General features: G+C 71.8%; 18 protein-coding genes and 1 pseudogene. 9 read left to right on the top strand and 10 right to left on the bottom strand.

The features are described from left to right. The first annotated feature begins 458 nt into the window (after positions 1-458). The 5 genes from ACLQ3F_RS26280 to ACLQ3F_RS26260 all read left to right on the top strand — a co-directional run bounded on the left by ACLQ3F_RS26280 (position 459) and on the right by ACLQ3F_RS26260 (position 6568). Entirely contained in the window at positions 459-3563 is a 3105-nt protein-coding gene (locus tag ACLQ3F_RS26280) for an AfsR/SARP family transcriptional regulator (protein WP_425852026.1), read from the top strand. Positions 3564-3825: 262 nt separating this feature from the next. After that, entirely contained in the window at positions 3826-4317 is a 492-nt protein-coding gene (moaC, locus tag ACLQ3F_RS26275) for a cyclic pyranopterin monophosphate synthase MoaC (protein ID WP_088987073.1), read from the top strand. Continuing rightward, positions 4314-4784, top strand: a complete 471-nt coding sequence (locus ACLQ3F_RS26270) for a MogA/MoaB family molybdenum cofactor biosynthesis protein (protein ID WP_393218764.1) — start codon at positions 4314-4316, stop codon at positions 4782-4784. Before moaC ends, ACLQ3F_RS26270 begins: the two co-directional genes overlap by 4 nt. Positions 4785-4883: 99 nt before the next feature. Further along, the gene (locus ACLQ3F_RS26265) at positions 4884-6143 is read left to right on the top strand and encodes a molybdopterin molybdotransferase MoeA (RefSeq protein ID WP_425852024.1); all 1260 of its coding nucleotides are present in this window, start codon (positions 4884-4886) and stop codon (positions 6141-6143) included. Then, positions 6140-6568 carry a molybdenum cofactor biosynthesis protein MoaE gene (locus ACLQ3F_RS26260; protein WP_130405760.1) on the top strand — a complete coding sequence of 143 codons (429 nt, stop codon included), beginning with the start codon at positions 6140-6142 and terminating at the stop codon, positions 6566-6568. The genes ACLQ3F_RS26265 and ACLQ3F_RS26260 overlap by 4 nt, the downstream gene beginning before the upstream one ends. Before the next feature lie 3 nt (positions 6569-6571). On the opposite strand, the gene ACLQ3F_RS26255 is transcribed toward ACLQ3F_RS26260, so the two are convergent. Both ACLQ3F_RS26255 and ACLQ3F_RS26250 read right to left on the bottom strand, forming a co-directional pair. Then, a complete protein-coding gene (locus ACLQ3F_RS26255; protein WP_425852023.1) occupies positions 6572-8038 on the bottom strand; it encodes a glycosyltransferase 87 family protein in 1467 nt (488 codons plus the stop codon). 215 nt (positions 8039-8253) lie between these two features. Then, positions 8254-8799 (bottom strand): DoxX family protein, encoded by a 546-nt coding sequence (locus ACLQ3F_RS26250; RefSeq protein ID WP_425852021.1) that lies wholly within the window; start codon positions 8797-8799, stop codon positions 8254-8256. 133 nt (positions 8800-8932) lie between these two features. Between ACLQ3F_RS26250 and ACLQ3F_RS26245 the strand changes: the two genes are divergently transcribed. Beyond that, positions 8933-9481 (top strand): GNAT family N-acetyltransferase, encoded by a 549-nt coding sequence (locus ACLQ3F_RS26245; protein WP_357201808.1) that lies wholly within the window; start codon positions 8933-8935, stop codon positions 9479-9481. Between the two features lie 7 nt (positions 9482-9488). On the opposite strand, the gene ACLQ3F_RS26240 is transcribed toward ACLQ3F_RS26245, so the two are convergent. The 3 genes and pseudogenes from ACLQ3F_RS26240 to ACLQ3F_RS26230 form a co-directional block, all read right to left on the bottom strand. Beyond that, positions 9489-10730 (bottom strand): ATP-binding protein, encoded by a 1242-nt coding sequence (locus tag ACLQ3F_RS26240; RefSeq protein ID WP_355583794.1) that lies wholly within the window; start codon positions 10728-10730, stop codon positions 9489-9491. 136 nt (positions 10731-10866) lie between these two features. Next, positions 10867-11316, bottom strand: coding sequence for an LppU/SCO3897 family protein (locus ACLQ3F_RS26235; protein WP_425852124.1), 450 nt, complete (start codon positions 11314-11316; stop codon positions 10867-10869). A gap of 458 nt (positions 11317-11774) precedes the next feature. Continuing rightward, positions 11775-12260 (bottom strand): annotated as a pseudogene (locus ACLQ3F_RS26230) (LppU/SCO3897 family protein); the annotation flags it as partial. Positions 12261-12677: 417 nt separating this feature from the next. Between ACLQ3F_RS26230 and ACLQ3F_RS26225 the strand changes: the two are divergent. Continuing rightward, positions 12678-13730 (top strand): EamA family transporter, encoded by a 1053-nt coding sequence (locus tag ACLQ3F_RS26225; RefSeq protein WP_425852019.1) that lies wholly within the window; start codon positions 12678-12680, stop codon positions 13728-13730. Between the two features lie 10 nt (positions 13731-13740). Then, positions 13741-14394, top strand: coding sequence for a prepilin peptidase (locus tag ACLQ3F_RS26220; RefSeq protein WP_425852017.1), 654 nt, complete (start codon positions 13741-13743; stop codon positions 14392-14394). Between the two features lie 126 nt (positions 14395-14520). On the opposite strand, the gene ACLQ3F_RS26215 is transcribed toward ACLQ3F_RS26220, so the two are convergent. From ACLQ3F_RS26215 to ACLQ3F_RS26195, 5 genes are all read right to left on the bottom strand, one after another. Continuing rightward, complete coding sequence (locus ACLQ3F_RS26215; RefSeq protein ID WP_425852015.1) at positions 14521-17700, bottom strand: UvrD-helicase domain-containing protein; 3180 nt, start codon at positions 17698-17700, stop codon at positions 14521-14523. A gap of 61 nt (positions 17701-17761) precedes the next feature. Next, positions 17762-19006, bottom strand: coding sequence for a metallophosphoesterase (locus tag ACLQ3F_RS26210; RefSeq protein WP_425852013.1), 1245 nt, complete (start codon positions 19004-19006; stop codon positions 17762-17764). A 14-nt stretch (positions 19007-19020) separates the two neighbouring features. Next, positions 19021-19275 carry a MoaD/ThiS family protein gene (locus ACLQ3F_RS26205; protein ID WP_357193553.1) on the bottom strand — a complete coding sequence of 85 codons (255 nt, stop codon included), beginning with the start codon at positions 19273-19275 and terminating at the stop codon, positions 19021-19023. A gap of 2 nt (positions 19276-19277) precedes the next feature. After that, positions 19278-20291, bottom strand: a complete 1014-nt coding sequence (gene moaA / locus ACLQ3F_RS26200; RefSeq protein WP_425852011.1) for a GTP 3',8-cyclase MoaA — start codon at positions 20289-20291, stop codon at positions 19278-19280. After that, entirely contained in the window at positions 20288-21202 is a 915-nt protein-coding gene (locus tag ACLQ3F_RS26195) for a fructosamine kinase family protein (protein ID WP_425852009.1), read from the bottom strand. The genes moaA and ACLQ3F_RS26195 overlap by 4 nt, the downstream gene beginning before the upstream one ends. 173 nt (positions 21203-21375) lie before the next feature. Here ACLQ3F_RS26195 and ACLQ3F_RS26190 point away from each other — a divergent pair, with 173 nt between their 5' ends. After that, positions 21376-22419 (top strand): DUF4192 domain-containing protein, encoded by a 1044-nt coding sequence (locus ACLQ3F_RS26190; RefSeq protein WP_425852007.1) that lies wholly within the window; start codon positions 21376-21378, stop codon positions 22417-22419. The last annotated feature ends 56 nt before the right edge of the window (positions 22420-22475 follow it).

Below are 22475 nucleotides of genomic sequence, written 5' to 3'. Positions count from 1 at the left end.
GAGAGCGCTGGGATGCTTGCCTGTTGCATCCGGTCCGTTGCGGAATGTCGCGAGCCGCGGCGACTGATTAGACCGCGCCCTCAGTGTGGCCGTCGGGATGCCGCAACTCATCCGCCGATTCGGTCAACCGCTCGCCAGCTTCAGCCTGGCTCCCCTTCGCTGTGGAACATTGATGATGGTGGCACCGCCCTGGTCAGTTCCAGTCTCTGGAGCCGACGGCTCGTGCCGAACAAGTAGTTGAGGGCTTTCGCTCCTTCTTTCCCTGTTGCGGCAGCGGTCGAGAACGCCGAGGGCGCAGATGGTTCTTGCAATGTTCGCATTGCACTCATCGGCAGCGTCGCAGTGGGCGGCCGCAGGAGCGTATGCATCGGCGGCTTGATTGGCGTCAGGTCTACATCCGGGTGCCCGTAAGCTTCGTTGCGTGATCGGCTGAATACCCCGCTGAAGCAGGGGGACGGGTGGAGATTCAACTTCTGGGTGGCCTCTCGGTGCAACTGCTGGCTCGCAAGCTGCACCTGGGTACGCCTAAACAGCAGGCTGTCTTCGCGATGCTCGCGGTCCAACCGGGGCAACTGGTGACCCTCGACGACCTGGTCGACGAGTTGTGGCCAGACGGCCCGCCGCGCTCTGCCGTGGCGAACGTCCGGACCTACGCCGCCAATCTGCGCCGTACCTTCGAGGCTCACGAGTCTGGTCGGGGTGTCATCGTCAGGCAGCAGAGCGGCTACCGCCTCACCGTTGGGCCGGAAGCCATCGACGTGTTCCGCTTCGAGAAGGAGTGCGCCGCGGGCCGCGAAGCCCTGATAGCCGGTCACGTCGACAGCGCCCTGGAACGGTTGGGGTCCGCCGTGGCGCGTTGGCGGGGTGCGATGCTCGCCGGCATATCGCTCGGGCCGGTGCTCGGCGCACGCGTGGTGGCCGCCGAGGAGGAGCGTCTGCTGGCCGTGGAACTCCTTGCCGACGCGCAGCTCAGAGCGGGGCGCGGCGACCTGGCGATCCCCCTGTTACGGGACGCCATCGCCCGTCATCCCCTCCGGGAACCGGCGTACGTCCTCCTCGGACGGGCGCTGCACGAGCGTGGCGACCACGCGGGCGCGCTCCTCACGTACGACGAGGTTCGGGCGAAGCTGATGGCCGAGCTCGGCGTCCTCCCGGGTTCCGACCTTCAGGCTCTTCATCGCACGATCGTTTCGGCGGCGCCACCCCCGCGACCGCCAGGCCGCGCCGCGTCCCGTCCGGCCGGCCAGAGCGCCCGCCGTTTCCCGAACCCGACTCCCACAGTCGGTGCCCTGATCGCTGAGACAGCGCCTCGGCCCGACCTGGTGGATCACCTCCCCCGAGCTGTCACCGACTTCGTCGGCCGGGAGGACGTGGTGTCGCGGCTTCTGGCGGAGACCTTGCGGGTCGAGGCGCGGGTGCCGGCCGTGCACATCATCGACGGCATGGCGGGCAGCGGGAAGACGACTCTTGCCGTGCACCTCGCCCGTCGGCTGTCCGATCGCTACCCGGACGCCGCGCTCTTCATCGACCTGTGCGGGCACGGTGAGAAAAACCGGGTTGAGCCGGCGAGTGCCCTGGTCACCCTGCTTCGACAGTTGGGCGTTCCGGCTGGTCGTGTACCAGTGGAGTTCGACGACAGGGTGGAGTTGTGGCGACAGGAACTGGCCCTCCGGCGGTCAGTGGTGGTGCTCGACAACGCGGCGAGCAGCGAGCAGATCATGCCCCTGCTTCCGGCCGAGCCGACCACCGTCGTGCTGGTTACCTCGCGGCGTCGTCTGTCTCACCTGGATGTCGGGCCCTCGCAGACGCTGCCGCTCCTGAACCCACGGGAGAGCGTGGATCTCCTCAGCCTGAGCATCGGTCGGGACAGGGTTGAGGCCGAGTCGGAGGCGGCCGCCGAGGTGGTGCGTCGGTGCGGGTATCTCCCACTGGCGATCCGGCTGGCGGGTGCGCGGCTGGCGCACCGGCGCGGCTGGCGGTTGGCGGACCTTGCCGAGCAGATGGCTGGCGATGCTCCGGCGCTGCACTACCTGGCTCAGGAGGAGAACACTGTCACCGGGGCCTTCGCCGCTTCCTATGAGCCGCTTGCGAGTTCGACCAAGCGTGTCTTCCGATTCCTGGGCCTGTATCCCGGTAGTCGCTTCAGTACGCCGGCAGTCGCCGCGCTGACCGGGCTGACGATCGCGGATGCTCGCGCGGCGCTCGACGACCTCGTCGACAGGAACCTGGTGGAGGACGTGGACTCGACGCGATATCGACTGCACGACCTCATGCGGCATTACTCCATCGAGCTGTGTTCGCGTACCGACTCTGTGAGCGACCGAAAGGCCGGGCTGGCTCACCTGTTCGACTTCACTCTGGCGGTTGCGCTGAGGGTCGCCAAGACGCTGGAGCTCAACGACCTGGAATCTCGCGTCACACATGTCCCGTTCGGGCGACCTGAGTTGGTCGACGCTATCGGGGAGCCCACAACTGACTGGTTGGAAGCGGAGCGGACCGACCTGGTGACGATGGTGGGGGCAGCGCTCGATGAGGGCTTCCACGAGCACTCGTGGCGGCTGGCCCGTGCCCTCTGGCGATTCTGTTACATCCGCGGATACTTCGAGGACATCATCACGACCCACCGGCACGCGCTGACCGCAGCGGAAGCATCCGGGGACGTCGGTGCAACGGCATTGATGAACAACTACCTCGCTTCCGGATATATCCGGACTGGCGACAACCGGGAAGCACTGCACCATCTGACCCGCGCTGTCGCCCTCTCCGAAGACTCGCGGGACGTGCTCAGAACCGCGCGGTACCGCGCCAATCTCGCTGCTGTCTACTACTGGAGCGGCAACCTGACCGGAGCGGTTACGGTCGGTCTTGAGCACCTGCGTGACTACAAGGGATACGGCAAAGCCAAGGTGCCGATGGCGCTGCCGAACCTCGGCATGGCACTCACCTCACTGGGGCGCTACGAGGAGGCGTTGCGCCTGCATCGCCTGCACCTGGCGTGGGCCCGGACGAACTCCGACGTCTTCCACACACTCAACGCCCTCAGCCATATCGGCGCCGTGCGGGTCCGGATGGGCGATCTGCCGCAGGCGATCCGAATACTCCTGGCCTCGTTGGCCCTCCGTGATCGCACCGGCCACCGATACGCCGAGGCTGAGGTGCGCAACGACCTCGGGATCGCCTATCGGGGTCTGGGTCGACTGGTGGAGGCCCAGCAGGAGCACGAGTTGGCTCGGAAGCTGTCGATCAGTTCGGGGGAGCGACACGTCGAGGCGGCTGCGCTCAACGAACTCGGCCGCACCCTGCTGGCGCAGGGGCGGCGCGGCGAGGCGTTCGAGGTGCACCAGGAGGCGTTGCGGCTGGCCACTCGGATCGCGCATCCGCACGAGCAGGGTCGAGCGTTGGCCGGGCTCGCCGAACACTTCGCCCGCACCGACCCGGCCGAGGCGCGGCGGCACTGGGAGCGGGCGTTGGCCATCTTCCGGCGGATGGAAGTGCCGGAGCGCTTCGAAGCCGAACGTCGCCTCGCCGAGTTGACCGGGGCGGCAGTGGTCGCGGAGCGCTGACCAGCCTGAGCGGCGCTTATCGATTTCTTATCGGCAGGCCCGGTAACTTACCGGCCGTATCGACGAACGGGGGAGGTTCTGCCCCTGGGCAGAACCGGGTCGTCGGCACACGCCCGCTGCCGGGTCCCCCCAGCGACCTCGGCGGCGGGCTGGTGAGGGAGGAGTGGCGTCGGGGCCGTTGCGCCGTCAGCACCCGGTGCGGTCGCCAGCGTGACGCCGCTCCTTCCGACCGCCGTCGGACCAGACCGATAGGCTCACGACCGTGACCGAACCCGCGCAGCTCAGCCACGTCGATCGCGCCGGCGCGGCCCGCATGGTCGACGTCTCCGCCAAGGCGGTGACGGGTCGGTTGGCCGTCGCGGCCGGCCGTCTGCGGACCACGCCCGAGGTCATCGACCTGTTGCATCGCGACGGGCTGCCCAAGGGTGACGCGTTGGCCGTCGGGCGGCTGGCCGGGATCATGGGAGCGAAGCGCACCCCTGACCTGATTCCGCTCTGCCACCCGATCGCGCTGCACGGTGTCACCGTCGACCTGCGGCTGACCGCCGACACCGTGGAGATCACGGCCACCGCCCGCACGGCGGACCGGACGGGGGTGGAGATGGAGGCACTGACGGCGGTTGCTGTCGCCGGTCTCGCCCTGGTCGACATGGTCAAGGCGGTCGACCCGGCGGCCTCGGTGGAGGCGGTCCGGGTGCTGCGCAAGGAGGGCGGCAAGACCGGCGAGTGGGTTCGGCCGGAGGACCGGCCGTGATCCGGGCTCGGGTGATCGTCGCTTCCAACCGGGCTGCGGCCGGTGTCTACGCCGACACCAGCGGGCCGCTGCTCGTCGCCGGGTTGCGTGAGCTGGGCTGCCAGGTCGACGACCCGGTGGTGGTGCCCGACGGCGAGCCGGTCGGCGACGCTCTGCGGGCCGCCCGCGCCGACGGTGTCGACGTGGTGCTGACCAGCGGCGGCACCGGAGTGACCCCGACGGATCGGACCCCGGACGTGACGCGGGGCCTCCTGGATTACGAGATCCCTGGCGTCGCCGAGGCGATCCGGGCGCACAGTCGTGACCGCGTGCCGACGTCGGTGCTGTCCCGGGGCCTGGCCGGGGTCATCGGTCGGATGCTGGTGGTCAATCTGCCCGGCTCGACCGGCGGTGCCCGGGATGGCCTGGCCGTTCTCGGGCCGATCCTCGGCCACACCGTCGACCAGCTCCGCGGCGGAGACCACTGACCGCTCCGCACGACGGGACCACTGACCGCTCCGCGGCGAGCACTGACCGGTGCGCGCCAGGCCCGGGCGGGTGTCGGTCCGGGCCGATAGGCTCGGTCGGTGAGCACGGAAACCGCACCCACCGCGGATCGGGTCACCGCACCCCCGCCAGCCGGGTGGGAAGAAGCCCGTTCGCGGGTCTACGCGGTCGGTCTGGCCGCCGCGCTGCCCGCCGCCGCCCGACCACTTGCCGACACCGACGGGTCGACACTGGCCGAGCCGTTGACCACCCGCACCGACCTGCCGGCGTTCCCGACCTCCAGCGTGGACGGCTGGGCGGTGCGCGGCAGTGGGCCGTGGCGCGTGGTCGGCCGGGTCCTGGCCGGCAACACCCCCGCGCCGCTCATCGAGGACGACACCACTGTCGAGATCGCGACCGGCGCGATGGTGCCCGAGGGCGCCACCGCCGTGCTCCGCGTCGAGGAGTCCGCCGCATCCACCACCGGCCTGATCAGCGGCGTTCCCCGGGAGACGCCCGAATGGCGGAAGCCCGGCGAGGAGGCGTACGCCGATGAGGAGTTGTTGCCGGTCGGCACGCCGGTCGACCCGGCGGTGATCGGCCTGGCCGCCGCCTGCGGGCACGACACGCTGCGGGTCCGGCGGGTGCCGCGCGCCGCGCTGCTGGTCTTCGGCGACGAGCTGCTGACGGCGGGTCCGCCCGCGGCCGGTCGCATCCGCGACGCGCTGGGCCCCGCAGTGCCGGCCTGGCTGCGGCGCTACGGCTGCCAGGTCCGCCCGTCCGACGTGGTCGGCCCGGTGGCCGACACGCTGCCCGCGCACGTGGCGGCCCTACGCTCGGCGCTTGGCCACGCCGATCTGGTCTGCACCACCGGCGGCACGATGAACGGTCCGGTCGACCACCTGCACCCGACCCTGGAGGCGCTCGGCGCCGACTACGTCGTCAACACGGTGGCGGTTCGCCCGGGCTTCCCGATGCTGCTGGCCCGGCTGACCGGCCCCGACGGGCGAGCCCGGTTCGTGGCCGGGCTGCCCGGCAACCCGCAGTCCGCCATCGTCGCGCTGGTGTCGTTGGTCGCCCCGCTGCTCGCCGGCCTCCAGGGCCGATCGATGCCGGTGCTGCCGCAGGTCACGTTGGCCGAGGCGGTGCCCGGTCGCGGTGACCACACCCACCTGGCGTTGGTCCGACTGGACCGCTCCGCCGGCGTCGCGTTCCCGGTCCGTCACGTCGGCTCGGCGATGCTGCGGGGCCTGGCCGGCGCGGACGGGTTCGCGGTCATCCGACCCGGCACCCGCGGTGAGCCGGGCGACCGGGTGCCGATCGTGCCACTGCCGTTGTTTCCCGGGGAGCGTGCGTCGTGACCGCACCAGCGATCACCTTCGGCGAGGTCACCGACCAGCCGCTCGATCTCGCCACGCACGAGGCGGCGGTCGCCGACCGCCGGGCCGGCGCCGTGGTCTCGTTCCAGGGCGTGGTCCGCGACCACGACCACGGACGCCAGGTCACCAGCCTGGAGTACGAGGGCCACCCGAGCGCCGCACAGGTGCTGCGCGAGGTGGCCGCCGAAATCGCCGCAGAGCCCGACGTCTACGCGGTGGCGGTCTCGCACCGGGTCGGCCCCCTGGCGATCGGTGACGTCGCGCTCGTCGCCGCGGTGAGCACCGCGCACCGGGCGGCGGCCTTCGCGGCCTGCGCCCGGCTGGTCGACGAGGTCAAGGCGCGACTGCCGATCTGGAAGCGGCAGGTCTTCACCGACGGCACCGAGGAATGGGTCAACTGCCCCTGACGCTCAGCGGCGGCCGTTGACCACCACGGCCCGGGCGAGCCGGTCGCCGTAGAACGCCGGCTCCGCGCCGGGGCGCCAGGGCAGCGCGGCGATCAGGACGATCAGCGCGAGCGCGAGCGAGTTCTCCATCAGCGCCCCGAACAGACCGTCCTGGTAGTGCGACATCTCCGGCAGTTGGTGTTCGTACGGCCAGATCGGGGAGATCAGGAAGAGTAGGTAGAGCCCGATCGCGGCGAAGCCGTGGCGGAGCCCGGTCAGCGTCGGGTACCAGATCGGCGGGCGGAGCCCGTTGACACCGGGTAGACCGCCGAACACCGGCCCCTGGCCGGTGCGCTGCGGCATCCCCCGGCTCGCCTCACGGCGACGCACTGCGGCGTCGGCCAGCACGATGATCGCCGGGATCACCCAGACCAGGTGGTGCGTCCAGGAGATCGGGCTGATCACGTTCGCGGTGAGACCCACCAACGTGAAGGCGGTCAACTCGTCACCGTCGGCGCGGGAACTGGCCGCCCGGGACAGGCCCAGCGCCAGGACCAGCACCGAGAAGGCGAGCCACAGCAGCCCCGGGGTCTCGATCGAGTCGTACAGCCGGGCAAGCAGGCCGGCGAGGGACTGGTTGGGTGTCATGTCCGCCGCGCCGACGCGTTCGGTCTGCCACAGCACGCTGCCGAAGTAGGTCCGCGACTCGTCCCCGACGATCGCGAAGGTCCCCAACGTCACGCCGATCGTCGTGCCGATGGCGGTGGCCGCCACCCGCCACTGACGGGTGATCAGCAGGTAGGCGATGAACAGCGCCGGGGTGAGCTTGACCGCCGTGGCGAGGCCGATACCGGCCCCTGCCCAGGCCCCGCCGTAGATGAAGCGCAGCAGCGGCCCGTCGGTGGCGGCGTAGTGGGTGCCCCGGCGGGACCGCCAGCGAAGGCCGATCAGGTCAGCCATGATCAAGGCGAACAGCAGGATGTTGACCTGGCCGTACCCGAGCGTCTCCCGACCCGGCTCGATGGCGACCGCGAGCGGCACCGCCAGAGCCACCGTGAACCACAGTGGCCATCCCAGTCGGTCCACGATGGGTCGGAGTAGCCCGGCCAGCACCAGCGCCAGGGCGGCGATGCTGGCGGCGGCGTTGACCAGGCCGGCCGCGCCGATCGGCAGCTGCGCCATCGGCAGCATGACCAGCCCGGCGAAGGGCGGGTAGGTGAACCCGAGTGTGGTTTCGGGCGCGATGAACTCATAGAGCTCGTGACCGCTCGCCCACCACACCACGGCACCGTGGTAGATCTTCATGTCGAAGAAGTTGTACGGCCGCCCGAAGGCACCGATGGCAAGCCATGCGGCATAGGCGACGGCGGCCACGATGGCCCCCCGTACGACGTTCCTGCGATCGATCCCGCGAGCCACGCGATCGATCCCGCGTGTCACACGTTGGATTGGGGCGAGGCGGTCCGCCCGTCTACCGACATCCGTCGGCATGGCGTGGCCACCCCCGTACCAAGGTCGTCCTACCCGTCCAGGTCCTGCACGGAGCCTAGAACGGCGCCTCACGTCAGTGCCTCCCGCGTTATGCGACCGTGTCCGATCCCACACATGTTTTTGACATTTCCACCGCGTTAACGCCTACCGGGTGGTTCAGGTAATTCGCGGCCTTAGCGAGGGGTGGGGGTGAGACGGAGACGGATCGACGCAGGTCAGCCGGGGAGTCGACGTGCGGTGGACGCGGAGCGGACGGCGATCCGGGCCTCGCGGCGGGCGGTTCGGACGGCGCGTTGCATGGAACGTCGAGAGTGACCGATGCGATGGCCCGTCCGCCACCGCAGACCCGGCTTGCCGCCGGTGTCCGCGGCGGCGAGGAGCAGACCGCCGAGGAGCCCGAGGTTCTTCAGGGCATGAATCTGGTTGTTGTTCTTGGCGATCGGGTCGTCGTTGTTCCAGAAGGGATGCCCGGCGACTGTCACCGGCACCAGCGTGCCGGCCAGAACCAGCGCCGCGGGTCGGCTGAACCGGCCGGTGGCCAGCATCAGACCGGCACCGACCTGCACAGTCGCGTTGAGCCGGATCAACGTCTCAGTCTCGGTGGGGAAGCTCGGGTGTGCCTTCTTCAGCATCGGCGCGACCTTGTCGGTCACCGGTTTGGCGGCCACCGCGAGCCGGCCGGGGTCGCGTAAGTTGCGATACCCGCTGACCACGAAGATGCCGCTCAGCATGGCGCGGGCGAGGGAACGTACGGGCGTCATGGATCAGTCATACCCCCTCGCGACGTTTGCTACCCCGTCAACCGCAGGATCGGATTGGTGTTCGTACACGTGCGCCACGCCGAGTCAAGCGACCGTGACGGATGGACGGGCGCTGGCGGGTAACGTCGCGCGGGTGACCACGCTGCGGCTACGCCCCGAGGACCCGGCCGACGCCGGCCCGGTCCGCCGCGTACTGGCCGCCGCCTTCGCCCGCCCGGACGTGGCGACGCCGCCGGAGGTCAGCCTGGTCGAGGAGCTGCGCGACACCACCGCCTGGTTGCCGGAGTTGGCCATGGTCGCCGAGTACGGCGGTGAGGTGGTCGGCTACGCGCTGCTCACCCGGGTGCGGCTGCGGCCGGAGCGAGGCTCGGACATGCCAGTCCTGGCCCTCGGCCCGGTGGCGGTCGCGCCGCACCGACAGCGTGTCGGGCACGGCACGGCGGTCGTTCAGGCTGCCCTGGATGCCTCCACCGAGTTGGGCGAGCGGCTCGTCGTCGTCCTCGGTGCCCCGGTCTTCTACCGCAGGTTCGGGTTCGGCCCGGCGAGTGAACTGGGCCTGACCAGCCCGTGGGCCGGCCTCGGTGAGCCCTGGCAGGCGCTGGTGCTGCCGCCGTCCACCAGCGAGGAGGGCCCTCCGCCTCGCGGTGAGGTGCTCTTCCCGGCCCCCTGGTCGAAGGTCTGACCGGGCCTCAGGCCGGCTGCGTCCGCAGGTACCGGCCGAAGTGCGGGACGGTGAAGGCGACAGTGCCCCGCTCGCCGGAGTAGATCAGCCCCTTCTTGATCAGCGCGTCCCGGGCCGGAGACAGACTGGCCGGCTTGCGGCCGAGGGCACGGGCGATCTCCGCGGTGGGCACCGCGGCGTCCATGTCGTCGCGGACCACCTCGCCGGGCTCGCCCTCGACCGCGGACATCATGGCCATCGCCCGCATGTACTCGCGTTCGGCGGGAGTGGCCCGTTCGAACCGGGAACCGAAGAACCCGACCGCCAGCTCGGCCTCCGCCTCGGGAGCGGCCACCCGCACGTCGGCGGCGGTGATCGGCGAGCGTGGGGCGTGGTCCCAGGTGGCCTTGCCGTACGCCTGGACGAAGTAGGGATAGCCGCCGGACTTCTCGTAGAGCAGGTCGAGCGCCTTCTGCTCGTACTCGACCTCCTCGCGCTCGGCGGGCGCGCAGAGCGCCCGGTCGGCGGCGATCCGGTCGAGCCGGTCGATGCGTTGATAACGGAACAACCGTTCGGAGTACGACTTGGCGGCGCTGAGCACCGCCGGCAGGTGCGGAAGGCCGGCGCCGACGACGATCAGCGGCGCGCCGAGCTGGGACAGCTCGTGGCAGGCGGCGCAGAGCGCCGACACGTCCTCCGGGCCGAGATCCTGCATCTCGTCGATGAAGATGGCGATGCCGGTGCCGACGTCGCTGGCTACGGCGGCGGCGTCACTGAACAGTTCGACCAGGTCGATCTCGATGTCGCCGGAGTCGGCCCGACCGCTGGCGGCCGGCACGTCGATGCCGGGCTGCCACCGGTCGCGCAGCTTGGTGGCGGCGCCGGCCCGGCCGGTCGGGTTGGACCGCTGGGCGAACGCCTTGAGGACGCCGAGGAACGCGTCGATGCGGTCCGGTGCGCGGTGGCGGGGGGCCAGCTCCCGGACGGCCATGTGCAGTGCGGCGGCGACCGGTCTGCGCAACGACTGGTCCGGTCGGGCCTCGATCTTGCCGCTGCCCCAGAGCCGGTTGATCGCCTGCGACCGGAGCGTGTTGAGCAGAACCGTCTTGCCGACGCCCCGCAGCCCGGTGAGCATGAGGCTGCGCTCGGGTCGGCCACGGGCGATGCGCTCGAGCACGATGTCGAAGACGTCCAGCTCTCGCCCCCGCCCGGCAAGTTCGGGCGGACGCTGACCGGCGCCCGGCGCGTACGGGTTGCGGACCGGATCCACGCATCGCAGATTATCGGGCCGTCTAGCTGCGAGGCTAGACATGGATAGATGGGGCTACCGGCGTGTCGAGACCGTCGACCACAAACTAGGGCTGTCTAGCATCCACGCTAGACAGCCCTAGTTTTGGCAACAGGCTTTAGCGCTCCTTCAGACAGAGCACGTAGTCGAACAGGTCGACCGAGTTGTCGTGCACATAGTTCGCGGTCGCCTGCGGCGCGAGCATCTCGCACCGGTCACCGTCGGTGGTCGCCGGAATCCGCAGCAGCACCTGATAGGTGTTCGGGCCGCAGGGCACCTTACGGAGCTCCGCGTCGCTCTCACTGCCGTCGTTCACCACGCAGTCACCCCTGGCGAACTCCGGGCCCGGAGTCGGGGCGGCCGACGTCGGAGCGTCGCTGGGCAGCGCGGGTGGAACGCCCGGCGCACTCGTCGACGGGGTACGCGCCGCGTCACTGCCAGCGTCGGCCACCTTCCAGACCGCCCATCCGGCCAGGCCGAGGCACGGACAGAGCACGAGCAGCACCACCACGGTGATGATCAGAGCGACGTTGCGGCCGGTTTTCTTCGCGGGCGCGACGGGCGGCATCCCGTAGCCGCCGGGAGGCTGCTGGCCCCAGGGCGCGGGTGGCTGACCCGGTACCGGCCCGGCCGGCTGACCGGGCATCGGGCCCGCCGGTGGGTACGGCCCGACCGGTGGGTACGGCCCGGCCGGCGGTGTCGGACCCGCTGGCGGGTACGGGCCGGGCGGTGGGTAACCCGGGCCCGAGGTGGGCGGCGGCGCCCACATCGGCGCGGTCGGCGGCTCCGGATCGGTGGGCGGCGGCGCCCACATGGGTGCCGTCGGTGGCTCCGCGCCGGCCGGCGGGGGACCCCACTGCTGCCGGGTCGGGTCGTCCGCGGGCGGCGGCGTGCTCCGCAGCGGCACCGTCTCATCGGCCGGTGGTGAGCTGTCAGGCCCGTTGGGCGGGCGCTGGTACGGATCGTCCGGCTGGTCGGAACCCGTAGGTCCGTAGGTCGTCATGTCATCCCCGGGGGTGGGTGGTCTCAGCGTTGCTTGAGGCAGAGGACGAAGTCGAGAGTGTCCAGCTCACTGTCGAAGAAATACCAGTTGGTGTAGCCCTCGACCTTGCCGCATTTGGCCTCGGCGTCCCGCTCGCCGCTGGTCGGGCCGTCGATCCGGCTCAGCACCTCGTACGACTTCGCGGTACAGCCGCTGATCAGCAGCTTCGGCTTGCCACCAGCGGTGCCGTCGTTGCGGACGCACTGGCCGACCTTCGCGAACCGGGGATCGGCCGACGACTCCGGCGCGGCCGCGCTCGGCGCGGGCTCGACCGCGTCGGCGCTGGGCTCGCCGGCAACGGCCGAGTTGCTCGGCGCGGCTGCCGGCGGCGGGTCGCTCGGCCCACTGCGCAACCAGAACGCCCCGGCGGCGGCCACCACCAGCAGAAGTACGACGGCCAGTACCGCGATCAGCGGCCCCCGACCGCGCCGGCTCGGTGCCGGATCCTCGCCGTACGGGTCGTCGGGCCGGTACGGCTGCCCGCCGTACGTCGGGGTCGGCTGGTACTGGCCGCCGTAGGGCGGGCGGGGCTCGTGGCCGTAGGGCGTGGCCGTACCGCCGCCGTAGGGCGCGTCGGATGCCGCACCGTAGGGCGCGTCGGGCGTCGCACCGTAGGGCGGGGTGGGTGGGCCGCCGTACGGTGCGGGTCGTCCCTGCGGTGCGGGCGGGTACGACGGGACCGCCGGCGGGTAGGGCTCCGCCGCGGGCGGGTAGGGCTGCTGCGGCGGTCGACCGGGCGTCTCGTCGGGTCTTTGCCCACGCCACGGCCCCGGGTGGCCGCTCCCCGGTTGTCCGTAGTTCGTCATGCCGCCCTCCTGCACAAGTGGTGAGAGGCCGGCCACCAAAGCGCGACGCGGGCTCCGGGGTCACCGTAGCGTGGTCCACTGATGAGCTCACCTCCACCGAGCGCCACGGCCCTCGCCGGCCGTCGTGCCAACAGCACACCGACCCTGATCTGGACCGCGTTGATCGTGGTCTACGTGCTCTGGGGGTCGACCTATCTGGCCATCCGGATCACAGTGGAGACGATGCCTCCGCTGCTGTCGGCCGCGCTCCGCTTCGCCGTGGCCGGCCTGGTCCTGGCGGTGGTGCTGCGACTGCGGCGAGGCCCCGGCGCACTGCGGGTGGACCGACGGCAACTCGGCTCGGCCGCCTTGGTCGGGGTACTCCTGCTCACCGCCGGCAACGGCCTGGTGGTGCTCGCCGAATCGGGGCCACCGGGAGTGGCGCTGCCGTCCGGGATCGCCGCGCTGCTGGTGGCCACGGTGCCGCTGCTGGTCGTGCTGTTGCGCTCGGCCACCGGGGACCGGCCGCCGATCTGGACGTTCGCCGGAGTCACGGTGGGCTTCGCCGGCCTCGTCCTGCTGGTGCTGCCGAGCGGTAGTTCGGCGGCGGTGCCCCTGGTCGGGGCGCTGACAGTGGTGGCGGCGGCCACCTCCTGGTCGGTCGGGTCGTTCCTGTCCGGACGGATCCGGATGCCCGCCGACCCGTTCGTGGCCACGGTGTACGAGATGATGGCCGGCGCGCTGGTGCTGGTGGCCCTCGCCGCCGGTCGGGGCGAACTGGCCGACTTCCACCCGGCGGCGGTGAGCACCCGGTCCTGGTTGGCGTTGGGCTACCTCATGGTGGCCGGCTCGCTGGTGGCTTTCACCGCGTACGTCTGGCTGCTGCACAACGCGCCGATCTCGCTGGTGTCGACGTACGCCTACGTGAACCCGGCGGTTGCGGTGGCGCTCGGCGCGCTGCTGGTGGCCGAGCCGATCACCCCGCAGGTGCTGCTCGGCGGTGCCGTCATCGTCGCCGGGGTCGCCGTGGTGGTGACCACCGAACGGCCGCGTCGGGCGGGCACGAGATCACGATCGGGGGACACACCGGCATCAGGATCAGGGGATACGCCGGCATCACGATCGGGGGACACACCGGTGCGCGACCGCCAGTAACGTCCGGCCCATGTCGGCCGCCGCGCTGGTGTCGATCGCGCTGCTCGGCGCGTTGGTCGGCCTCGTCGTACCCCTGGTGTCGCGGTGCTTCGCCACCGCGGACGCCCGGCCACCGGCGTTTTCACTGCCGCAGCCGGTCCGGCGGCCCTGGGTCGGCCCGGTGGTGGCGGCCGGCGTCTTCGCCGGCCTTGCCGTCGCCGTGGGTGACGACCCGGCGCTGCCGGTCTTCCTCGCGGTCGCGGCGGTCGGTCTGGTGCTGGCGCGGGTCGACCTGGCCTGCCTGCGGCTGCCCGACCCGCTGGTCCTCGTCGCCGGGCTGCTGGCCCTCGGAGGGCTGATCACAGCGGCGCTGCTGTCCGGCACTCCCGGCCGGCTGCCCGGCGCGCTGGCAGGTGCGGTAGTCGCGGGCGGGGCGCACGTGCTGCTGGCCCTGCTGCCCGGCTCACGGCTGGGTTTCGGGGACGTGAAACTCGCCGCCGTCCTCGGCCTGCCGCTCGGCTGGTTGGGGTGGGACGCCCTGCTGACCGGGCTGCTCCTGCCGCACGTGCTGCACGGCGGTCTGGTGCTCGCCCTGCTCGTCACCCGAAAGGTGCACCGGACCACCCTGCTACCCCTCGGCCCGGCCCTGCTGGCGGGCGCCTGGCTAGCCGCCCTCCTCCCCTAACACCCCCCCGGCCCGGCCCCGCCTCCAGGCTTCGTCGATCTTGCAGTTTCTGCGCCGACATAAGAGGCAGCCCACGCACATCGGCAACCGAAAGTGCAAGATCGGCGACGGCTCGGCGGCTCGGGCTTAGATCAGGCGGAGTTGGCGGTCCTTGGGGCGGCGGGGTTCGGCTTCGCCGAAGCGTTCGAAGAGGCCGGGGTCGATGGTGCTGAGGAACGGCGAAGGTGCGCAGTCGCGCTCGGTGCCGTGTCGGGTGCGGCGGGCGGCGTGACTGACGTACAGCCGGTCCTGGGCCCGGGTCAGGCCGACGAAGAAGAGCCGGCGCTCCTCGGCGACGGCGTCCTCGTCGGGGGTCGAGCCCGGCCAGCGCAACGGCAACAACCCGTCCTCGACACCGACCAGGAAGACAACCGGGAACTCCAGGCCCTTCGCGGCGTGCAGGGTGAGCAGCGTGACCGCCTCGGCGCGCGGGTCGAGGGCGTCCACCTCGGCGCCGGTGGCCAACTGCGACAGGAAGGCCTCCAGGTCGTCACCGCAGCGTCGGGCCAGCGGGGTCAGCAGGTCCACGGCCGAGCGGACGTCCTCGGGGCGGACCGCACTGCTGGCGCCGTCCAGGGTGGGCACGGCGAACCGCTCGGCGACCACCTGACCGGCCAGCCGCACCCGGGCGGCAAGTGAGCCGGACAGGCCGTCGGCGTGTCGTAGCTCCCGGGCGATGGCCGCCACCCCGGGCCGATCCCGCAGCCGGTCGTGGGAACGCTTCTGCACGGGGATGTTGGCCCGGGTCAGGGCGTCCACGATCGGGGCGGCCTGCGCGTCGGTGCGGTACAGCACGGCGATGTCGGAGAACGACAGTGAGGTGGACCGGCCGTCGATGCGGCCCGAGTCCAGCGAGCGGTGCGACAACCCGCCGACCAGATCGTCGACGGTACGCACGACGAAGTCGGCCTCCTCGTTCACCGACGCCGCGGGGTACCGCCCGACCAGCGGAGCTTCCGGGTCGAGCCGGGCCGGGTCCAGCCGCCGGCCCCGGACCAGCGAGGACGGCGCGATGGCCTGCACGGCGGCGGCCAGGATCGGGGCCGACGAGCGGTAGTTGCGGTTGAGTCGGACCAGTCGGGCGTCGGTGAAGTCCTCGGAGAATCGCAGGAAGTAGCCGACGTCGGCACCCCGGAACGAGTAGATGGCCTGGTCCGGGTCGCCGATCGCGCAGAGGTTGCCGTCGGCGGGGCTGAGCAGTCGCAGTAGCTCGTACTGCACCTCGTCGACGTCCTGGTACTCGTCGACGAAGATCCACCGCCAGCGGTCCCGGTACCGGTCGACAAGCTTCCGGTCGGCCCGCAGCAGCTCCACCGGCAGGGTCACCAGTTCGTCCAGGTCGACCAGGTCCTGCTTGCGCAGCAGCGACACGTAAGCGGCGCTGTCGTCGCCGGCCTCGGTGCGTGCCGCCGCCCGCTCGGCGTCGTCGGCGATCCGGAAGTCGGCGGGGAGACCCGCTGCGCCGACGTTCTCCCGCAGGATGGTCAGCCCCAACGCGTGGAACGTACCCACCGTGACGTCCTCGGCGACCGGGCCGAGCAGGCCGTCGAGGCGGTGCCGCAGCTCCTCGGCTGCCCGACGGGTGAAGGTGATCGCGAGGCAGTGCTCGGGGAAGACGTTCAGCTCCGCGCAGAGGTACGCGATCCGGTGGGTGAGCGTCCTGGTCTTGCCGGTGCCCGGACCGGCCACGATGAGCAGCGGACCGCCGGGTGCGGAGGCGGCCACCCGCTGCATGGCGTCCAGTCGGTCCAGCAGGCCGGTGCCGACCTCCTCCATGCCGGAGAGCATCGGCTCGAACGGCTCGTGCGGAGACGGCGGTGACGCGATCGGCGGCGCGGGCGCCGGGACCGGCTTCCGCTTCGGCTCCGCCTTGGCCGCCGCCGGGCGCTTGGCCGGGACCCGTGGAGCCGGCTCCGAGGGGCGTCGCTGCGCCGGCACCGGTACGTCGAACAGGGTCTCCTGCGCGCCCAGCTCGGCCGGGTCGAAGAGCGTGATCACGCCGTACTCGCCGTCGTAACCGGGCACCCGGCGGACGTCGCCGCGCCGCAGCCGCCCGATGCCCTCCGCGAGGAGCTCACCACCGGCCTGCGCGATCTCGCTCAGCGGCGTCGTGGTCAGGATCTCCAGCTCGGGGCCGAGCGTGGCCAGCAGCTCGTTGAGCCGCCCCTCGACCTTCTTCGACCGGGCACCCACCTTGTTGATCTCGCCGAGGATCTCGCCCAGCGGCACCAGGTGGGTGACATCCCGGGCGTGCGCCGGCCGGTGCCCGTCCGGCCGGTCCGCCAACTCCTCGATCCGACTGAGGACACCCACGGTGAGGGGTTTGCCGCACTCGGGGCAGCGCCCGTCGGCGGCCCGGGTGCGCTCCGGAGTCCAGTTGACCCCGCACAGCCGGTGCCCGTCCGCGTGGTACTTGCCCTCCTCCGGGAAGAACTCGATGGTGCCGGCCAGGCCGTCACCGGTACGCAGCGCCTCCCGAACGGCGAAGTAGTCCCGTTCGGCGGTCAGCACCGTCGCCTCCCGGCCGAGCGCCGGCGGCGAGTGCGCGTCCGAGTTGGACACCAGTTGGTAGCCGTCCAGGCTGCCGACCCGCCAGTTCATGGCGGGGTCGGAGGAGAGCCCGGTCTCCACGGCGAAGATGTGCTCGGCCAGGTCGGCGTAGCAGTCCGCGATCGCGTCGAAGCCCGACTTCGAGCCCAGCGCGGAGAACCAGGGAGTCCAGATGTGTGCAGGCACCAGGTAGCCGTCCGGGCTGGCCTCCAGGGTGATCTCCAGCAGGTCGCGGGAGTCCAGTCCGAGGATCGCCCGGCCGTCGGAGCCGAGGTTGCCGATCCGGCCCAGGGCGGTGTTGAACCGGGCCACCGCGTCCAGATCCGGCAGGTAGATCAGGTGGTGCACCTTGCGGGTCCGGTCGTCCCGCTTGTAGATGGTGGAGATTTCCACGCTCAGCATGAACCGGACCGGGTCCGCCTCCGCGTTCGGCGCGAGTCGGGGTGGCAGCCGCCGGGCGAGGTCCCGTTCCGCCTCCGGGTCGAGCCGGTAGAGCCCCGGTTCGGCCGGGCGCAGCGTCTCCCGCAGGTGGTCGTACCAGGCGGGGTGGGTGAAGTCGCCGGTGCCGAGCAGGCCGATGCCCTTACGCCGGGCCCACCACGCGAGGTTCGGCAGGGTGAGGTCACGGCTGCACGCGCGCGAGTACTTCGAGTGGATGTGCAGGTCCGCGACGAATGGCGGTAGGCCACCGGGGGGTACGGCGCTGAACGGGGGCACGCCGCATCCTGTCACGCCCGCCGCGCCGGCCACCCGCCGCCACGCGCGGACGTGACCTCCGCTATGCCGAGCGCAGCTCGACCAGACTGATCTGCGGCTCGGCCCCGACCCGGACCGGTGGCCCCCAGAAACCGGCGCCGTTGGTCACGTAGACCTTCGTGCCGTCGACCTCGCCGAGGCCGCTGACCACCGGCTGCTCGAGCCTGACGGCCAGGTTGAACGGCACCATCTGCCCACCGTGGGTGTGCCCGGACAGTTGCAGGTCGACGCCGTAGCGGGCGGCCTCCTTCGCCGCCAGCGGCTGGTGCGCGAGCAGGACCACGGGACGGCTCGGGTCGCGGTCGCCGAGGGCGGCGGCGAAGTCCGGGCCGGCGGCGAGGCCGGTGCCGGCCGCGGTGAGGTCGTTCACGCCGGCCAGGTCGAGCACACCACCCCGAGCCTGGATCTCCTGCCGCTGGTTCTGTAGGACCCGTAGGCCGAGCCGGTCGACCTCCTGGACCCACTCCTCCACCCCGGAGTAGTACTCGTGGTTGCCGGTGACGAAGAAGTTGCCGTACCGGGAGCGCAGGTCACGCAGGGGCTCGGCGGCCGCGCCGAGTTCGGCGACGGACCCGTCGACCAGGTCGCCGACCACCGCGACCAGGTCCGCGTCGAGCCGGTTGATCGCGGCGACGATCCGCTCGGTGTGCGCCCGGCCGCGCAGCGGACCGAGGTGGATGTCGGAGACGGTGGCGATGCGCAGGCCGTCCATGCTGCGGGGGAGTTTGGCGAGCGGGATGCGTACCCGGTCGAGCTGGGGTGGACCGAGTGCCGTGCGAACGCCGTACCCCACGATGCCTGTGGCGGTGAGACCGGCGAAGATGGCGGCCCCACGGGCGAGCACCAACCGACGGGACGGGTCGTGGTCCGGTGCCGCGACGGCGTCGGCGGCCGGCGGGTCGGTCGGCCCGGCGGCCCCGACGAGCACCGGCTCGGGCGCGGCGGTGGTGGGCTCCGCGGCGACCACCCGGCGGCGCAGCACCAGCCGGGCGACGAGCATCGGGACTTCCAGCACGACCAGGACGATCAGCAGGTAGAACATCAGCGCGAGCCACAGGTAGCCGGGCCAGGCGAGCCAGTAGAGCCCGGCCTGCGTGCCGGCCATCGTGACCGGCACGAGCAGTGCCAGCACCACTGCGGCGATGCCGCCGACCCGTCGCCAGCGGCCCGGCGCGGTGGCGTCCCGAACGAGCCGCTTCCACAGGTAGAGGTGGATGAGGCCGGTGACCAGCGCCAGGACAGCCACGAACCCCAGAACCGCCATCATGTGTGAAGCCTCCCTCAGCCGCCCGCGAACGGGGGCAGGACATCGATCGTGGACCCGGCCGGTAGGGGGGTCTGACGATCATGACAGCTGACGCCGTTCACGAGGAAACTCGCCACCCGCAGCACCCCGGCGAGCCGGTCGCCGTGCTGCTCGGTCAGCTCGGCCGTGAGGTCGTCGAGTGACCGCCCAGCAGGCACGATCTCCTCGGCGCGGCCGGCGGCGGCGCGGGCGCCCGCGAAGTAGCGGATGGTCAGCGTCGTCGACTCCACGCTCAGCCTCCGATCGCTGACATCGGACGGGTCGGCTGGAGGAAGGTGGGATCGTCGATGCCGTGCCCGGCACGCTTGCCCCACATCGCGGTACGCCAGCGCCGGGCCAACTCGTCGTCGTCGGCACCGGTGCGCAGCGCGGCGCGCAGATCCGACTCTTCGGTGGCGAAGAGGCAGGCGCGGACCTGGCCGTCGGCTGTCAACCGGGTGCGGTCGCAGTCCCCGCAGAAGGGGCGGGTGACGCTGGCGATCACGCCGACCCGGGCGGGGCCTCCGTCGACCAGCCAGGTCTCCGCCGGTGCCGCGCCGCGCTCGGTCGGGTCGGGGCTCAGATCGAAGACGGTACGCAGTGACGCCAGGATCTCCTCGGCGGTGACCATGGTGTCGCGGGCCCAACCGTGCTGGGCGTCCAACGGCATCTGCTCGATGATTCGCAGCTGGTAGTCGTGCTCAAGGGCGAAGCGGAGCAGCGCCGGCGCCTCGTCCTCGTTGACACCACGCATCAGCACTGAATTGATCTTCACGGGGCTGAGCCCGACGGTCGCCGCACCGGCGAGCCCGGCCAGCACCGCGTCGAGGCGGGGGCGCCGGGTGAGCTTGGTGAACCGGTCCTGGTCCAGGGTGTCCAGTGAGACGTTCACCCGGTCCAGGCCGGCCGCCCGCAACGCCGGGGCCAGTCGGTCCAGGCCGATGCCGTTGGTGGTCAGCGAGACCCGGGGGCGGGGTTCGAGGGTGGCGACCGCCGTCACGATGTCGACCAGCCCGGCTCGGATCAGCGGCTCACCGCCGGTGAACCGCACCTCGGTCACGCCGAGCAGCTCGACAGCCACCCGGACCAGCCGGACGATCTCCTCGTCGGTCAGCAACTCGGGGCCGGCCAGCCAGGGGAGCCCTTCCGCCGGCATGCAGTAGGTGCAGCGCAGGTTGCACTTGTCGGTGAGGGACACGCGCAGGTCCCGGGCGACGCGGCCGTACCGGTCGACGAGGACGCCGTCGATCCCCGGGGCGACGCTCACCTGTCGACCGTAGCGCGCTCGGCCCGGCTCAGGACGCCACGGGCGGTCTGGACGACCACATCTCGGAAGCTGACGCCGAAGAGTGCTGTGTGCACGAGCAGCAGATGCAGCTGATGCACTGGCACGCGGTCACGCCAACCGGCCGGTAGTGGCCAACTCTCCTGGTAGGCGGCCAGCACCCGATCCAGGTGGGGAATGCCGCCGAAGAGGGCGAGCTGGGCGAGATCCGTCTCCCGGTGCCCGCCGTGCGCCGCCGGGTCGACGAGCCAGGCCCGGTCGTCGATCCCCCACAGCACGTTGCCCGGCCACAGGTCGCCGTGGATGCGCGCGGGCGGCTCGTCGCCGCCGAGCCCGTCGAGGCGACCGATCACCTGCTCGACCAGAGCGGCATCGGCGCTGGTCAGCGCGCCAGCGTCGACCGAGCGTCGCAGGTAGGGGGCGAGGCGTCGCTCGGCGAACCAGGTCGACCAGCGCCCGCCGGTGAGGGTGTTGTCCTGTGGGAGCGAGCCGATGAAGCCGGGCCAGGCGGCACCGAAGGCGGTTGCGCCCGCCCGGTGCAGCCCGGCCAGCTCCCGGCCGAAGCGCTCCGCTGCCTCCGGCGTCGGTTCGCCGGGCTCCACCCAGTCGAGCGCCAGCAGCTCCGGCAACACCACGATCACCTCGGGTACGCCGACAGTGCCCGCCTCCCGCAGCCAGCGCAGGCCGGCGGCCTCAGCGGCGAAGAAGCCCTCCGGCGCCGGTCGGTCGGCGCCTTCCGACCAGGACTTGGCGAAGACGGAGTGGCCGTCGTCGAGGGTGAGCCGGGCGGCCGCGCAGATGTTCCCACCGGCGACCGGCGTCTCCCGGAGCCGCTGATGGGTCCGGAAGGTCGGGAGGTGTGCCGGATGCGTGCGCAGGTACGCCAGGTCCATCAGCGCACGGTAACCGCTCCTTACGACAGCCAGGTGTCGCCCGACGACATCGGCGCTCTTTCCGCACCCGTAGGTGGCGCGTGAGCAGGGAAAACACGTTAAGTAACTGTGGATAAACCGCGTGTCGTCCACAGGGGTGGCAGGGCCCGGCACGCCCGCCGCAGGCTTCCGACATGACCTCGACCGAACGCCCTCAGCTCGCCGTCCGCTCACCCGCCGACCTGATCGCCGCTGTGCCGTACCTGCTCGGCTTCCACCCCACCGACAGCGTCGTCGCCGTGGCGCTGGTCGGCCGGCAGATCGTCTTCGCCGCCCGCGCGGACCTGCCCGACCCGACCGAGCTGGGCGGACTGGCAGGGCACCTGGCTAGTGTGCTCCGCCGGCAGGGCGCGGAGGCCGCCACGGTTGTGGGTTACGGGCAACCGGAGCAGGTCACCCCAGCAGTGGACGCGCTGCGCGACGCGTTGAACGATTTCGGGCTGCACGTGCTCGACGCGCTGCGGGTGACCGACGGCCGCTGGTGGTCCTATCTCTGCACCGAGCCCGAGTGCTGCCCGCCCGAGGGTCGCCGCTACGACCCGACCGCCAACCCGGTGACCGCCTCGGCGGTCTTCGCCGGTCAGGTCGCGCTCCCCGACCGGGCCGCCCTGGTGGCGCAGGTGGCACCGGTGGAGGGGCCGGCCCGGGAGGCGGCCCGCGCGGCCACCGCCCGCGCCGAGCTGAGACTGGCCGAGCTGGTCGAGCAGGCACCCGAGAGCGACCTGCTCGGGGCGCGGGCGCTGCGCGCCGCCGGGGTGGCGGCGGTCCGCGAGGCCCAGCGTCGGCAGCGGCGTGGTGAACGGCTCGACGACGACGAGGTGGCCTGGTTGAGCCTGCTGATGACCCACCTGCCGGTCCGCGATCACGCGTGGGAACGCACCGACGGCCGGGACCGGGACATCGCCCTCTGGACCGACGTGCTGCGCCGCGCCGAGCCGGAGGTGGCCGCCGCGCCGGGTGCGCTGCTGGCGTTCGCCGCCTGGCGTGCCGGGCAGGGCGCGTTGGCGGCGGTCGCGCTCGAACGCACGCTGAGCCTGCACCCCGACTACTCGCTCGCGCTGTTGCTGGACGACCTGCTCCGACGGGGCGTGCCCCCGGCCGAGCTGGACGGCTGGCCGTCGGTCGGGATGCCCGGCGTCATCCGCCCCCGCAAGCGGAGCCGTCGTGGCCGCCGCTGAAGGACGCGATCACCCGCGTGGTAATACCGCAGGTGCTACCGAAATTGATAGGCTGG

The organism is Micromonospora sp. DT15 (assembly GCF_049841475.1).
Classification (GTDB): domain Bacteria; phylum Actinomycetota; class Actinomycetes; order Mycobacteriales; family Micromonosporaceae; genus Micromonospora.
Note: the sequence above shows the minus strand (reverse complement) of the source record. Positions and strands in the feature narration are given on the sequence as shown.

Excerpts from the sequence above, each read along its gene's own strand:
- ACLQ3F_RS26255 (WP_425852023.1), bottom strand. The coding sequence starts at position 8,038 with ATGCCGACGGATGTCGGTAGACGGGCGGACCGCCTCGCCCCAATCCAA.
- ACLQ3F_RS26250 (WP_425852021.1), bottom strand. The coding sequence starts at position 8,799 with ATGACGCCCGTACGTTCCCTCGCCCGCGCCATGCTGAGCGGCATCTTC.
- ACLQ3F_RS26235 (WP_425852124.1), bottom strand. The coding sequence starts at position 11,316 with ATGCCGCCCGTCGCGCCCGCGAAGAAAACCGGCCGCAACGTCGCTCTG.
- ACLQ3F_RS26225 (WP_425852019.1), top strand. The coding sequence starts at position 12,678 with ATGAGCTCACCTCCACCGAGCGCCACGGCCCTCGCCGGCCGTCGTGCC.
- ACLQ3F_RS26220 (WP_425852017.1), top strand. The coding sequence starts at position 13,741 with ATGTCGGCCGCCGCGCTGGTGTCGATCGCGCTGCTCGGCGCGTTGGTC.
- ACLQ3F_RS26210 (WP_425852013.1), bottom strand. The coding sequence starts at position 19,006 with ATGATGGCGGTTCTGGGGTTCGTGGCTGTCCTGGCGCTGGTCACCGGC.
- ACLQ3F_RS26195 (WP_425852009.1), bottom strand. The coding sequence starts at position 21,202 with ATGGACCTGGCGTACCTGCGCACGCATCCGGCACACCTCCCGACCTTC.
- ACLQ3F_RS26190 (WP_425852007.1), top strand. The coding sequence starts at position 21,376 with ATGACCTCGACCGAACGCCCTCAGCTCGCCGTCCGCTCACCCGCCGAC.